The organism is Sphingomonas zeicaulis (assembly GCF_050433225.1).
In the GTDB taxonomy this organism is placed as follows: Bacteria; Pseudomonadota; Alphaproteobacteria; order Sphingomonadales; family Sphingomonadaceae; genus Sphingomonas_D; species Sphingomonas_D zeicaulis.
Genome location: NZ_JBNPXQ010000001.1, coordinates 126,374 through 139,791 on the forward strand (window position 1 = coordinate 126,374; position 13,418 = coordinate 139,791).

The 13,418-nt window shown below is 68.3% G+C and carries 14 protein-coding genes; 11 read left to right on the forward strand and 3 right to left on the reverse strand.

Annotation, left to right across the window (positions count from 1 at the left end):
• Positions 1-47 precede the first annotated feature (47 nt).
• The 11 genes from FHS96_RS00705 (at position 48) to FHS96_RS00755 (ending at position 11,622) form a co-directional block, all read left to right on the forward strand.
• Positions 48-647 carry a phage connector family protein gene (locus FHS96_RS00705; RefSeq protein ID WP_429587293.1) on the forward strand — a complete coding sequence of 200 codons (600 nt, stop codon included), beginning with the start codon at positions 48-50 and terminating at the stop codon, positions 645-647.
• Positions 644-1,636, forward strand: coding sequence for a Hint domain-containing protein (locus FHS96_RS00710; RefSeq protein WP_429587294.1), 993 nt, complete (start codon positions 644-646; stop codon positions 1,634-1,636). The genes FHS96_RS00705 and FHS96_RS00710 overlap by 4 nt, the downstream gene beginning before the upstream one ends.
• The gene (locus FHS96_RS00715; protein ID WP_429587295.1) at positions 1,636-3,450 is read left to right on the forward strand and encodes a phage tail protein; all 1,815 of its coding nucleotides are present in this window, start codon (positions 1,636-1,638) and stop codon (positions 3,448-3,450) included. Before FHS96_RS00710 ends, FHS96_RS00715 begins: the two co-directional genes overlap by 1 nt.
• Positions 3,443-3,901: a GNAT family N-acetyltransferase gene (locus FHS96_RS00720; protein ID WP_429587297.1), complete on the forward strand. Its 459-nt coding sequence runs from the start codon at positions 3,443-3,445 to the stop codon at positions 3,899-3,901. Before FHS96_RS00715 ends, FHS96_RS00720 begins: the two co-directional genes overlap by 8 nt.
• Positions 3,902-4,132: 231 nt before the next feature.
• The gene (locus FHS96_RS00725) at positions 4,133-4,783 is read left to right on the forward strand and encodes a hypothetical protein (protein WP_429587298.1); all 651 of its coding nucleotides are present in this window, start codon (positions 4,133-4,135) and stop codon (positions 4,781-4,783) included.
• On the forward strand, positions 4,783-7,107 hold the full coding sequence (locus tag FHS96_RS00730) for a hypothetical protein (protein ID WP_429587299.1): 2,325 nt from the start codon (positions 4,783-4,785) through the stop codon (positions 7,105-7,107). Before FHS96_RS00725 ends, FHS96_RS00730 begins: the two co-directional genes overlap by 1 nt.
• Before the next feature lie 144 nt (positions 7,108-7,251).
• A complete protein-coding gene (locus tag FHS96_RS00735) occupies positions 7,252-7,707 on the forward strand; it encodes a hypothetical protein (RefSeq protein WP_429587301.1) in 456 nt (151 codons plus the stop codon).
• 46 nt (positions 7,708-7,753) lie between these two features.
• Positions 7,754-8,242: a hypothetical protein gene (locus FHS96_RS00740; RefSeq protein WP_429587303.1), complete on the forward strand. Its 489-nt coding sequence runs from the start codon at positions 7,754-7,756 to the stop codon at positions 8,240-8,242.
• A 107-nt stretch (positions 8,243-8,349) separates the two neighbouring features.
• Positions 8,350-10,026 (forward strand): hypothetical protein, encoded by a 1,677-nt coding sequence (locus FHS96_RS00745; protein WP_429587305.1) that lies wholly within the window; start codon positions 8,350-8,352, stop codon positions 10,024-10,026.
• 271 nt (positions 10,027-10,297) lie between these two features.
• A complete protein-coding gene (locus tag FHS96_RS00750) occupies positions 10,298-10,867 on the forward strand; it encodes a hypothetical protein (RefSeq protein ID WP_429587307.1) in 570 nt (189 codons plus the stop codon).
• A gap of 29 nt (positions 10,868-10,896) precedes the next feature.
• Entirely contained in the window at positions 10,897-11,622 is a 726-nt protein-coding gene (locus FHS96_RS00755) for a hypothetical protein (RefSeq protein WP_429587309.1), read from the forward strand.
• Between the two features lie 37 nt (positions 11,623-11,659).
• Here FHS96_RS00755 and FHS96_RS00760 read toward each other — a convergent pair whose 3' ends face one another.
• The 3 genes from FHS96_RS00760 to FHS96_RS00770 form a co-directional block, all read right to left on the reverse strand.
• A complete protein-coding gene (locus tag FHS96_RS00760; RefSeq protein WP_429587310.1) occupies positions 11,660-12,109 on the reverse strand; it encodes a hypothetical protein in 450 nt (149 codons plus the stop codon).
• A 49-nt stretch (positions 12,110-12,158) separates the two neighbouring features.
• Positions 12,159-12,536 carry a VOC family protein gene (locus tag FHS96_RS00765; protein WP_429587312.1) on the reverse strand — a complete coding sequence of 126 codons (378 nt, stop codon included), beginning with the start codon at positions 12,534-12,536 and terminating at the stop codon, positions 12,159-12,161.
• 121 nt (positions 12,537-12,657) lie between these two features.
• Complete coding sequence (locus FHS96_RS00770; RefSeq protein ID WP_429587313.1) at positions 12,658-13,197, reverse strand: phosphatase PAP2 family protein; 540 nt, start codon at positions 13,195-13,197, stop codon at positions 12,658-12,660.
• Positions 13,198-13,418 lie beyond the last annotated feature (221 nt).

Genomic DNA, 13,418 nt, shown 5'->3' on the forward strand with positions numbered 1-13,418 from the left:
GACGCCCGCGATTCACGCCCCGCCGCCACACCCCTACCCCCGCCGCCATGGCAAGCAGCATATCCATCTGCAACATGGCGCTGGCGGAGATCGGTGCCGATGCGATCGCCTCGCTCGAGGAGGAATCGGTCAGCGCGCGCGAATGTGCGCGGGCGTTCGATCAGTGCCTGGGCGAACTTCTCGAAATGGCCGAATGGGGCTTTGCGGAGCGGCGCACGGCGCTGGCCGAGCTGCCCAATGACCGGCCCGGCGAATGGCGGCATGCCTATGCGCTGCCGGTGGATCTCGGCAATGCGATCCGGGTGCGGCGGGCGGATGCGCGGGCGCCGGATGCGGCGCCGATCTCCTTCCTGATCGCGGGCGGCAAGCTTTACTGCGACGTCGCGCCGGCGCTGTTCGATTATGGCCGCGCCAGCGTGTCGCCCGCCGAACTGCCGGCATTGCTGGTGCGCGCGCTGGTGCTTGAGATTGCGGCGCGGATCGCCTTCCCGGTCAAGAAGGATGGCCGGCTGAAGGAAGGGCTGATCCGCCAGGCGGAGGTGGCGCGGGCGCGTGCCATCGCCGATGACGAGAACCGCAACCCGCGCCACACGCCGGCCTATGCCAGCCCCGTCGATACGGCGCGGCTGGGCTGGGAGGTGGCGTGATGTTTCGCGCCGGCCAGGTCAATTTCTCAAAGGGCGAGATCGCGCCGCGGCTCTATGGCCGCTTCGACGTGGAAGCCTATGCCGCCGCGCTCAAGCGCGCGCGCAACATGATCGTGATGAAATATGGCGGCATCACCAAGCGGCCGGGCACGCGGCTGGTGGCCGAGGTGCTCGATCCGACCCGGCCGGTGCGGCTGGTGCCGTTCCAATTCTCGCTGACGCAGACCTATGCGCTGGAATTCGGCCATGGCTATATCCGCCCCTGCGCGGCGGGCGGCGCGGTGCTGGGCGATGAATTGCGGCTGGCCGATGTCTCCAACGAGCCCAGGGCGCGGCTGACCGCCTATTTCCACGGCTATGCCCAAGGCGATCATGTCTATCTGAGCGGCATTTCGGGGTCGATCGGCGAGCGGCTGAACGGTCGCTTCTGGCGGGTGGTGGAGGTGGTCGATGCCGACCATTTCATCATCGATGCGGATACCAGCGCGCTCGACGTGTTCGCGGGTGCGACCGGCGGCATCGATCGCACCGCGCCGCCCGCACCGGCACCCGAAACGCCGGCGGTGCCGCCGCCCGCGCCGCAGCCGCAACCGCCCCGGACGGGCGGCGGTGGCGGCGGCTTCTGCGTCGCGGCCGACACGATGATCCTGATGGCCGACGGCAGCGAGCGTGTCGCGCTGGCGCTCAATGCGGGCGACCGGGTGATGACCCGCCATGAGGTGGCGATGGAATGGGGCGTCTACCCCGTCGCCGCGGTCGAGGTGGTGAAAGAGGATGTCGTCGCCGCGGTGATCGACGGGCGGCGGCTGGTCGCGACGCCGGCGCATCGCGTGTGGACGCCGGCGAAGGGCTGGCACGAGATGCGCACGATCGGCACACCCGCGGGCCGCGCGCTGGTCGTGAAGATCATGGTCGAGCATGCGCACACCTATGTCTCCAACGGTGTGCTCAGCCACAACATCAAGATCGTACGGGAGCATGAGGCCTGATGGGCGTCGCGCGGGTATATCGGGCGGGGTCGCCCTTCAATGGCGTGGAACTGGCCGAGCTCGACCTCGAGCAGAATGCCGACACGCTCTACCTCGCCCATCTCGATCATCCGCCCGCCAAGCTGGTGCGGCGCGGCCATGCCGACTGGGAAGTGGTGAGCCTGAGCTTTGGCCCCGCAATCGCGGCGCCCGGCGGCGTCAATGCGGTCGCCACCGTCGCCAACACCGATTCCGAGAATGACGGCAACGGCTATTTCCCGCAATCCGCCACCTATGTGGTGACCGCGGTGAATGACGAGAGCGGTCAGGAAAGCCGTGCCTCGGCGCCGGACAGCGCGTTCAACGACCTCACCCTCAAGCGCAATTATAACGGCATCAGTTGGGGCGCGGTGACGGGGGCGAGCCGCTACAATCTCTACAAGGCCGACAACTCGCAATTCTACGGCTATATCGGCACGACCGAGGACCTGTTCTTCCGCGACGACAATATCGGCCCGGCGCTCGATCGTGCGCCGCCGCAGGGGGACAATCCTTTCGCGGCGGCGGGGGATTATCCCTCCACTGTGACCTTTCACGAGCAGCGGCTGCTGTTTGCGCGCACCGCCAACCACCCCAATGCGGTGTGGGGATCGCGCGCCGGCACATCCGAATTCGAGAATTTCGACCGGTCGCGCCCGCTGCGGGACAGCGATGCCTATAGCTTCGCGATCGCGGCGGGGCGGGTGAACGCGGTCAACCAGCTCGTTTCCACCACCAGCCTGATCGCGCTGACCGGCGATGCGATCTTCAACGTCGATGGCGACGGGCAGGGCGGGGTGCTGACCGCCAATGCCCAGGCGGTGCGGCGGCAGGTGGGGCGCGGCTGCGCGCGGCTGAACCCGCTGCTGATCGACAATGTCGTGTTCTACCGTCCCTCGGTGGGCAATGCGGTGCGCACGCTGAACTATGCGTTCGAGGTGGAGGGGCTGAAATCCAACGATGTCTCGATCTTCTCGCCGCATCTGTTCGAGGGGCATGACATCGTCAGCTGGGCCTATGCGCAGGAGCCGCGATCCCTGATCTGGGCGGCGCGCGCGGACGGCAAATTGCTCTGCTTCACCTGGGAACAGGAACAGAATGTGTGGGGCTGGACGCTGTGCGAGACCGACGGGCGCGTGCTTTCGGTCTGCGCGATCAGCGAGGGCGGCGAGGACCGGCTCTATCTGATCGTCGAGCGCGACATGCCCGGCGGCACCCGCCGCTTCGTCGAGCGGATGGCGGCGGCGCGGTGGGAGGATGTGGCGGAGAGCTGCTATCTCGACTGCGCGGTTTCCGCCGAATTCGACGAGGCGCAGGCGAGCTTCACCGGGCTGTGGCACCTGGAAGGGCGCAGCGACGTGGCCGGCATCGTCGACGGCGCGGCCGTGACCGGGCTCAGCGTGAGCGGCGGGCGGGTGACCTTGCCGCCCTCGATCGGCACCGGCCGCAAGGTGACCTTCGGGCTGCCCTATGCCGCCGAGGTGCGATCCCTGCCGCTGCGGGTGAACGCGGAAGGTGAGGGCTGGACGATCGGGCGGCGCCAGCAGGCGGGGCAGATCGTGCTGGATCTCGCCGACACGCGATCGATCCGCGCCGGCGTGGCGCCGGACAAGCTGTTTCCGGTGAAGCAAAGGCTGGACGAGGCGTGGGGCGATCCCGATGCGCTGATGAACGGCGCCTATCTGGTCGACAGCGCCAACCATGTTTCCGGCGATGCCGAGGTGCATGTGCGGCAGGATGCGCCCTTGCCCTTCACCTTGCTGGGGCTGTTCATGGAGCCGGTGATCGGTGGCTGAGGTGCGCATCGTGCCTGCGCGGCCGCGCCATGTGCGCCGCATCGCGCGGGGGATGCGCACCGTGGACCGGCGCGAATGCGCGGCGTTCGGCCTCGATCCGCGCGCGGCGCTGCGCCGCGGGCTGGCGGGATCGGCCTTGTGCTGGACGGCGCTGGTGGATGGCGAGCCGGAGGCGATGATCGGCCTGGTCGTTCGATCCGCGGTGGCGGGCGAGGGGATGCCCTGGCTGCTCGGCACTGACCGGGTGATGACGCAAGGCCGCGCGCTGCTGGCGCTGGGACCGGGGGTGATCGCCGAGATGCAGGCGCTGACGCCGCGGCTGTCGAACCGGGTGGCGGTGGAGAATGCACGCGCGATCCGGCTGCTCAGGCGCTGGGGGTTCGTGGTGGAGGATGCGGCGCGGGAGATTGGCGGGGTGATGTTCCTGCCGTTCGGGATGGGCCCGATCTAACCCCCTCTTTGCCCTCGCCCCTACGGGGAGAGGGAAAGGTCCGCGTAGCGGATCAGGGAGAGGGGCAGTCGCGCCAAGCGTAAAGGCCTGACGGGTTCGCTCTGAACAAGGCCGACCAAGCAGCCGTGCCAAGCTCTCCAAACCCTTACGCCAGGCGCGACTCCCCCTCTCCCCGGCCCTCTCCCCGTAGGGGAGAGGGAGAAAAAACCTCCCTCTTCAGGAGAAAGTCCAATGATCGACGATGATCCCGTCGCCGCGCGTGCGGCGCGTCGTGATGTGCTTGAACGCGCGCTGGCCGAGACGCGGCAGGGGCACGCCGAGGCTGCTTATGCCGCCGAGACCGGCACCGGCGACGGCAAGGCACTCGCCCGTGCCACTGCCGCATTGCGTGCAGCCGAGGACAGCCTCGTCGCGCATGATGCCGCAGCACGTGAGGCGGAGGCTCGCGCCGCCATCGTCGCGGCGGCCGAGCGCCGCGCCGCGCGTGCGGCCGCGCGCGACGCCGTCGAGGCGGAACTCGCCACCCGCGAGACCATCGCCGGTGAGATCGATGCCGCGCTGGCGCTGCTGGGGGAGGCGGCGCGGCGCTATGATGCCGCCGGCGCCGCCATAGCTTCCGCGCTCAGACCCTTCGCGGATGCGTTCGGCGGCGCGACCGCGCTGGCCGACGCGATCGAGACCGTCCGCCCGCCGATGCGGCGCGAGCGGATCATCCTGGGCGGGTTGCTCGCGCGCGCCGGGCTCGATCTCGGCCGCGTCGATTGCCGCGCGGCGGCGCTGCGGGTGGGTGACAAGGGGTTCGCCGCGCGTGTCGCGGCACGGCGGCGGCGGGTGGCGGACGCGCTGGCGCCGCTGGCGCCACTGGGCGAGGAGTTGCGCTGATGGCGCGGGTTCCGGTCTATGAGGGCGATCGCGTGGCGCCCGCTTCGCCGATGGGGGCGCGGTTGCGTCCGGTCGACAATGGCGGCGGCGTGTGGGGCGGCGTGGCGCAGGGGCTGCAGTCGCTGGGCGGCGGGCTCAACCAGATGAGCGACGACGCCAAGACCATTTCGGACATCAACGGCGCCAAACGGCTCGATATCGAGGCCAGCGACGGCATCGCCGCGATTCAGCGCGACGCGCTGGGTGCGAAGGGGGAGGCGGCGCCGGCCGCGGCGGCGGATGCCGATCGGCGCCTGACCGAGATGGCGACCGCGATCCTCGAACGCGCGCGCACCGATCCGGAGCGGGCGGCGGTCTCGCAATCGCTCGAACGGCGCATGGCCTTGTCGCGGCGGCTGATGGCCACGCATCTCGACCGGGAGGTGCGCGCTGGCGCCGAGCAGGTTGCGCAGGATCGCGCCACGCAGAGCGCCCGCCTCGCGGTCGAGGCGGATGATGAGGAGGATTATCATACCCAGCTCCGCACCGGGCTCAACGAGATCACGGCGGCGGCGCGGCGGCGCGGCGAGGATGCGGCGGCGATCGCCGAGCGCGGACGGGCCTATATGAGCGATGTCGATCGCCGGCGGATCCAGCGCTTCGTCGATGGCGAGCGGCTGGGCGCGGCGGAGGCTTTTCTGGTCCAACGGCGCGCGGAAATGGCGCCGGCGGAGCGCGCCGCCGCCGAACGGGCGCTGGAGGCGCCGCGCCGCAGCGCCCGCGTGCGCGCGATCGCCGATGGCGCGGAGGCGCGCGTGGCCGAGGCGCAAGGCGCCGATGACCAGGGCGGCGGGCTGGCGGCGATGGCACCGCGCGAGCGGCTGGCCGCGCTGCTCGCATCGCTCGACGCCGACCGCAGCCTCGACCCCGCTGACCGCAGTGCCGCCAAGGACGAACTCGTCCGGCGCGAGAATGCCGCCGCCATCACGCGCCGCGCCGACGAACGCGCCGCCGAGCGCGCGGCGTGGGACTTCGTGGAGGCGCGAGGGAAGGGCGGCTTCACCAGCTTTGGCCAGTTGCCCGCCGCGATCCGCGCGACGCTCTCCCCTGAAGCGCGCGATCAGTTCGACGCGCTGGCGCTGATCAATGGTGATCTGCGCCCGGCGAAGGAGGATGGCGACGCGGCGTGGAGCCTGAAGGCGCTGGCGCATGAAGACCCGCAGGCCTTTCTCGACACCGATCTGCGCGGCTGGCGGGGCGCGTTGACCAGCCGCAGCTTCGACGAACTGACGGAGATGCAGGAGCTGATCCGCACCGCCCCCAACGGGCCGGAACTGGCACTGCAGCGCCGGGTGTTCGAGGGCGTGGGCCGGGCGCTGGGCGGCACGGAGGATGCGGGCGCCGAAGAGATGGCGCCGCGGTTCGACGATGGCGTGTATCGGCCGGGGGAGAGCGGCGGGGCGATGCTGCGGGCGGAGCCTTATAGGGTGCCGGCGGCGGGTGGGGCGGGGTTGTTCCGGCGCGTCTCGGGAGAGCAGCGCCCGCGCATCCGGATCTTGCCGCCGGCATGGCCGTCACCGATGCGGCGGGGCAGGTTGCCGCTCGTCCGGCCGAAAGGCTGGCAGGCTTGGCATGATGAATTGCCGGCGCCGCCGCCTTATTTTGGGCCGGGATCGGGCAAGTATCGGTCCGAGCGCCCAACCCTCAGGCATTACGAGATGCGTGTGGAAGCCCATGGTCTCGTTGGTGGCGCAATATTGAAGGGGATGCCGCAAGCCAGGAGGATGATGTGGCACTATCTCCACGGCGATGGTGCGGTCGTCAGGCCGGATATCGTGGCAATGCGCGACGAAATTCCGGAATTTAAACGGGATTCTGATAAAGGCCTGCGTCAGTTGAATGGATGGGTCTCGAACTATGTGAAAAATAACTACGCTGGGAAACCTATGTCGTTTCGAGTGGGAGCGGACTGGTCGACCTATGAGGGAACGACGCCGGTGGATGGAACGCCGGCGGCGGATTGGCACTATGCGCTGAACGGATTTCATTTCGCGCATAGCGCACAGGTTTCGGTGACGCCGTCTGCTGACGGCAGTGTTTCGGTATCGATCGTTCCTCAACTACACGTGTTCGACCGCTACAATTGGGACAGGCGTTATGCGACCGTCAAAGGAAGCATCCTCGGCCATGAATTTACGCGCGCTTATCTCGACAAGGATTTTGCCCAGTTACATCGCGCGGGATTGGCACGTGATTTCGACGTGGTCGGAGCCCTGACGATGCCATCGTCCACACTCTCGATCCGCCCGGCTCGGCGAGCCAAGGCGGTCACGGGTGGCACCTGATGGCTCGGCCCGAGCGCCGTTACAGCGATGTAATGGCGACGGTTCTGCTTTCTCCGATTAGAAGCGGGAGCGTCAGATGATCGGATCGCTGGGAGAGGGGTGGGCATGACGTCGAGCAGGAGGGCGCGAGGAACGAGAGTTCACGTGCTGGCATTGGGTGCCGCGTTGCTGCTGGCATCGTGCGACAATATCCATATCGGGCCAGTCGAGGCGGCGCCCGATATCGCGTTGACGCCCCAGCAGGTCAGCGCCGTCCGCCTGAAGGGTGGATGGGGGCCTTTGCCGCCTTCGGCGCACGATGTCCGTCTGTTCGTGTATGATCCCGGAAAGGACTCCGAAACCCAGTTGCTGCGGTTCCGCCTCAAGACCAGTGAGGCGGATGCGCTTGCCAGCCGGTTGTTGGCCGGGGGGCGACCGGTGGGCCGGGGCAACTGCTTGTGGGCCCTCTCCGACTATATGGCGTGGTGGCCGAAGGGGTGCCCCGAAGGCGCTGAGGAAGGGGAGCGTGACAATCTCGATCGTGGCTTCGCACGCGTGATCCTGCGCAATGAAGGCGAGATGTCGACGATGTGGCTCGGCCTCGGTGCCGGCTGGCACTGAGTCCTGGGGCTGGCAGCAGGAAAGAGAGCATGCTCAAAAACAAGGGATGCTTCGTGTCGCTCTGGTGTTGCTGGGCTGTTGGGTCGCGGCCGCGGTGTTGCTTTTTGGCGGGCTGGCGCTGTTCGGGTGGCTGACGCGAACACCGCCCGCGCCGGACGTTGCCTTGACGCAGGCCAAAGTGCGCGCGGTTCGCATGAAGGGTGGCTGGGGGGCGCTGCCGCCCTCTGCCCGGGACGTCCGGCTGTTCGTTTACGACCCCGGCGGCGATGGCGAGACGCAGTTCCTGAAGTTTCGCCTCAAGACCAGTGAAGCCGACGCACTTGCCAGCCGGCTGCTCGCCGGCGGTCGGCCGGTGGGCCAGGGCGGGTGCCTGTCGACCATGGCGAGCGACATGGTCTGGTGGCCGAAGGGGTGCCCCGAAGGCGCGGAGGAAGGGCAGCATGACAATCTCGATCGCGGCTTCGCGCGGGTGATCCAGCGTGATGAAGGCGAGATGTCGACGATGTGGCTCGCGCTCGGCGCCGGCTGGCATTGATGCCGGTCGCGCGGTGAATCGCGGCCGCCGCCGGCGATTCACCGCCGTGGCGGGCGGGCCTAGCCGCGGGGCATGGCCGATATCCTCACCCGCCGCGGGGGCGCCTGATGCCCCGGATCCCCAACCGCCGCGACGATCATCGCGAACCGATCGCGCCCGCGCCGATCGCCGAAGCCGCGCCTGCGGCTCCGCCCCCGCCCATGGCCGCGCCTCAGCCCATGGTCGCGCCGGCCGGTGATCCGTCGCTGCCGCCGTCCGCGGCTGACGAGGCTGCCGCCGGGATCGCCGATCCGGCCGCCGCGGGTGAGGCAGGTGCGACGCCACCGGCATCCGCGCCGCTCCCCCCGATCATCCCCACCGAGGCGCATGAGGCCGAGGCCGACCTGCTGCTCGCCGACGCCGAAGATCCCCCGCGCGCCGCCCCCGCGCGCGGCTGGCGCGCCGACGCCCAGCGCGTCTACCGGATGGTTTCGGACGAATTGCTGCTCGCGACCGGCGGCAAGCGCCTGCCCACCATAGAAGAGATCGACCGCGCGATCGAAGGTGCGGTCGCCCGAACCACCGCGCAGTATCGGGAGCCGGATGCCGGACCGACGCCCGCCGCGCCGATCTCCGCGCCGGACATCGAAGCCGCCACCAACCGCCTCGCCGCCGAAGCGCTCGACCCCGCCTGGGCGGATGATCCGGAAGCGGTCGCACGGTCGCGGCGCTGGGTGCGCGACATGCTGGATTCGGGCGCGAGCGAGGATGAGGTGCAGGGCATGCTCGCGGAAACGGGCACGCGCGACTGGCTCAACCGATATGCGGCGAAGCTGGGGGATGGTTGGGATGATGAAGGGCCGGGGCGTGGCCTCTTCCAACGCGCGGCCTATCAGGTCTTGGGTCCGGTGGAGCCTGGAGCGGCAGGTGAGGCGTTGCCCGAACCTCAACAGGAGATCGAAGGGGCGCCGCCGCCCGCGTCCCCCGAGATACGGCTCGGCCAAGGAGATGTTCGGGTGGCTGACGTGGCCGCCATGACTCGATTGCGCGATGATCTCGCCGATCCCGTGAAGCGAAGGCAATACATTAGCGACGTCGGCGGTGTCCCATCGCGCTTGAACGGTATTGTGCTCACGCGTGAAGATTATCGGTTGGCCGTCGCGGATGGTATTTGGAGCCATCTGTGGGGTATTGATCCCGTTGCCGCTGGTAAAGCTGGCCCCGGTGCAGTCAATACCACCAACAAGGATTCCGACGCGGCGGGTGATAAGGCTAAGAAGGATGCAAAGAAGAAAAAGAAGCTTGCCGGGGTGAATATTGCGCCGGTTTCAGCGGCGGACGATGTTCGCAAATTTGTCGCTGACATTGCCCGCATTACCACCGAAGCGTCTCTTGGCGGTACGCCAAAGTACGAAAAATATATGATGATTGGTCGTCGTGTGAGCGACGGAGAGCTGGTTATCGTGGCGATCGGTACCGGTGGCGAACTGGGCGGCAATTTCAGCAATCTTGCCGGATCGGGGGGCATTCCTATGCCGGCCGGAATTGAACTGGTCGCTGCGGTGCATACGCATCCTGACGGGGTGGTTCCGGAACCTTATGTGGGCGATCCATCCAGCGTGTGGATGCGTGACGTGCCGATGTTCACGATTGGTGGCGCCCACGGTGAGAAATTATACGAGATTGGTAGGGAAGTAGAAAGGAAACAAACCAGGAAGGGTGTTAAGGTTAAATCTACTACGGTGCGATTTAACATAGATGTGAATGGTCAGGCGAGTAATCGCAAGAATCTTCACTGGCCGTGATCGTCCTCAGATTTTTGGGACGGCGGGGTATGGGAGAGCGCGCGATTGCTCCGATCCGGCGTAGTTCCGGATCCGATCCGGAGGGGGTTGCCGTTTTGTCCGTCCGGGCAACTGCTATTCAACTGCTGGAACCCAATCGTAGGCGTTGTCGCCAGATCTTGGGTATGTGGCAGCGGTGGGATGCAATGCAAGTTGGAACAATGAGCCCGGCGAGAGTTGATCGTGGCGGTGTCCACGTCGGGCACACCGCATGACCTCCATGCGGTCGGCTATGGCGTGGTTGCTCGCACGGCGCTGGTGGGCGCTGGCGATACTCGTGCTGCTCGGCGTGAATCTCGCATTGGCGTTGCTGATCCTGACGGATCGCACCGGGCGGTCACCGCCCACCGCGGCGAGCGCGGGCGAGGGTGGCAGTGCCGCGCCGCGCTTAGCAACGCACACCCCGCGCGGGTCCGGCGATGTTCGGCCGGATTGTCCGCGGGGCGCACTGCGACGGGGCGGGGTGATCGATGTGACGATCGATGATCGCGGGCTCGGCATGCTGAGCCTTGAGGCGCCGGATGGGCGGCTGGTGCTGTTCGGCAGTGATCTCGAACATTGGTCGACCGATCCCGATCCTGCCGAGGCGTGGCGGACGGGTCCGTTCGCGATACGGCGGGTCGGCGCGCATCGCCGGATCTATCGCATCGCCACCGGCCAGTTGGAGGATTGGCGATGGGAGGGAAGCGTGCGGCCGCTGTTCGATCGGCCGGGCACCTATAGGCTGCGCTTCGCCGGCAATGATCCCGACGCGCCCGATCCGTGGCTGCGCGGCAGTTGCACGATCCGGTTCGTCGGATGAGCGGCGCGGTGGCGCATGGGATGCGCGCGGTGATCCTGCTGTTTGCGCTGCTGCTGGCGGCATGCGGCGCGGCGGATCGGGCGGCGGCGCCGGAGCCCACGGCGGCTGCCACTGCCACAGCCACAACCACTGCCCCTTCCGCCGCGATGCGCCTGGTCGGTGCGCCGCGGCCGACGCGCCCGCGTGACGCGCTGCGCGGCGATACGCCGCCGGAAGGCTCGCTGCCCTTCGAGGATCCGCCCTGGTTCTGCTATGCCGTGCCGTCCGATCACTCGGCGTTCGCCATCGGCAACAGCCTCTTCCGGCACGAAAGCGGCTATCGCACGCACGGCGACGGCGATGATGTCCACAGCTTCGAACGCTATCTGAAATCGATGGGGCTCGACCTTTCCATCACCCTGATGGATTGGGATGACGGTACCTCGCTGAGCGTTTCAGCGGGCGACTTCCGGTCCTTCCCCGGCAATGTGGAACTGGAGGTGGTCGGTGGGTGGCTGGGCGTGCGCAAGCAGCGCGCATCCCGCCTGACCGAGTCCGTCCAGGTCGACGTCACGGAAGGGCAACTCGGGCGCCGCGGCAATTTCCTGCTGATCCGCATCGAGGACCAACAATCCCGCGCCTATGACTGCGCGAAGGCAAGCCTGCCGGGGTATCCCGCCACGGGCTTCGCCGATGATGCGGCGCTGGTGCGCTTTCTCACCCGGCACGATACGGTGATCGAGGTTGAACGGTGCGCGGCCGCGCGGGCATCATGATGCCGGCGGGAACGCATGTCCCCCCGGTGCCGCGCGGTCAGAAGCCTCTGGCGATCATCACGCCGGCGAGTGCGGCCTCGATCGAGGCGCAGGCGGGGCCGCGAAACGCGATCGCGGGGGAAAATGCGAATGTGCCGTCGCTCTGGCGCGCGAAGCCGAGGGTGAGGACGTTCGCAAACAGCGACTGCTTGATCTGAACGAACCAGGTGTCGCGAACCAGCACGGCCTGTTCGAAGCGCTCATGCGCCAGATGCCGCTCTGCCTCGGTGGGCGCATCGGTTTCGAGCAGCGGAGTTCCGCTGTCGGCCAGTGCGCCGCCCATCGCGCCGATCATGCGGATCAGTTCGTCGCGCACGGGCGGCGGCAGGGCGGCGAGACGATCGGCCGTCGCCGTCGCGCCGACCGTCTTCGCGCAGGTCTGTAGCGGATCGGCCTCCGCGCCGGCGGGCGCGACGGCGAGCAGCAGGACGGGAAGCAGGCTGTTCATGATGAACTCCATGGAGAACGCGCGGCTGCGACCGATCGTCGCGAGCCCGCTACCGCATCAGCGCCGAAGGCCAGCCGACGCGCACCAGCAGCCCATCCGGCCCGGCGATGCCGACCTCGTACAGCCCCCATTCGCGGTGGCGCAGGATGCCGCCCGGGCGGATGATCAGATCGTCCACGCGCGCGGCGATGGCGGCGACATCGGGCGTGCGGAGGAAGACGCCGAAGGGGTTGTGCTCGGCGGGCACGCGCCAGGGGCCGCTGCCCGCCTGCGTCAGATGCACCTCGCAGCCCCAGCCCGTCATGATGACATAGTCGCTGGCGCCGCCGGTGCGCGCGAAGCCCAGCCGTTCCCAGCAGGGCAGGGCGGCTGGCAGATCGTTGCGCTGCACGATGGCGAAGGCGCCGACGCTGGGTGTTTCCGGCATGGTCCGCTCCGCTGGGGTCAGGCGCGATCGGGCACAGCATATCCTGGCGCGTCGCGGTGTCCACCGGTGCGCCGCGGCCCGGCGAGCTTGTTGCAGCCGATCGCCTGCGCCCGCCCGCCACTCAGAACCGCGCCGCCACCGTCACGCCGCCGCCCTCGCTGTCACCCCATGGCACGATCTGCGCCTGCGCGTTGCGGCGGGAGGTGATGAGGAAGCCGGTGGCCTCGCCGATCGCGGCGCCCACCACCACATCATACCAATGATGCTTGTCCGCCTTCACCCGCGCGAAGCCGACGAAGGCCGCGGCGAGCTGCGCGGGGATGCCCGCCTGCCAGCCGTGGCGGTTGTGCAGCGTCGCGGCGCTCGCGAACGCGACGGAGGTGTGCCCCGAGGGAAAGCTCTTGCGATCGCTGCCGTCCGGCCGCCGTTCGGGGAAGGCCTCCTTCAGCCCGGTGGTGATCAGGCTCGCCGCAGCGATGCTACCCGCCGCCTGCAGCGCGCCATCGCCATCCCCCTGCACCAGCGGCGCGCCGAGCGCGGCGGCGACGAGGGCGTTGCGCGCAATGTCGCTCGCCTTGTCCCAATCCTTCTCGTCCGCCAGCGCGGGCGCGCTCCAGGATGCGCCTGCCGCGCAGGCCAGCGTCAGAACGGATCGTCGCATCATCCTCATCTTCATCCTCCGGCAGGATCTTCCGGGTGCCCGCCGCCGTCGCATACCACAAAGTGGCGCAATGCCGCCCCGCATGAGCCGACGCGGATTGTCGAACCGGCATGCGTCATGGTCGATCGGAAAAAAGATCATCTCCGCCCGCGGCGGTCGATATGTGCAGCGCCGGTGCAGAATTCTCGCTTTATCGGTTCAGAGTGGCGGACGGGGATAGT

Excerpts from the sequence above, each read along its gene's own strand:
- FHS96_RS00705 (WP_429587293.1), top strand. The coding sequence starts at position 48 with ATGGCAAGCAGCATATCCATCTGCAACATGGCGCTGGCGGAGATCGGT.
- FHS96_RS00715 (WP_429587295.1), top strand. The coding sequence starts at position 1,636 with ATGGGCGTCGCGCGGGTATATCGGGCGGGGTCGCCCTTCAATGGCGTG.
- FHS96_RS00725 (WP_429587298.1), top strand. The coding sequence starts at position 4,133 with ATGATCGACGATGATCCCGTCGCCGCGCGTGCGGCGCGTCGTGATGTG.
- FHS96_RS00730 (WP_429587299.1), top strand. The coding sequence starts at position 4,783 with ATGGCGCGGGTTCCGGTCTATGAGGGCGATCGCGTGGCGCCCGCTTCG.
- FHS96_RS00740 (WP_429587303.1), top strand. The coding sequence starts at position 7,754 with ATGCTTCGTGTCGCTCTGGTGTTGCTGGGCTGTTGGGTCGCGGCCGCG.
- FHS96_RS00745 (WP_429587305.1), top strand. The coding sequence starts at position 8,350 with ATGCCCCGGATCCCCAACCGCCGCGACGATCATCGCGAACCGATCGCG.
- FHS96_RS00750 (WP_429587307.1), top strand. The coding sequence starts at position 10,298 with ATGGCGTGGTTGCTCGCACGGCGCTGGTGGGCGCTGGCGATACTCGTG.
- FHS96_RS00760 (WP_429587310.1), bottom strand. The coding sequence starts at position 12,109 with ATGAACAGCCTGCTTCCCGTCCTGCTGCTCGCCGTCGCGCCCGCCGGC.
- FHS96_RS00765 (WP_429587312.1), bottom strand. The coding sequence starts at position 12,536 with ATGCCGGAAACACCCAGCGTCGGCGCCTTCGCCATCGTGCAGCGCAAC.
- FHS96_RS00770 (WP_429587313.1), bottom strand. The coding sequence starts at position 13,197 with ATGCGACGATCCGTTCTGACGCTGGCCTGCGCGGCAGGCGCATCCTGG.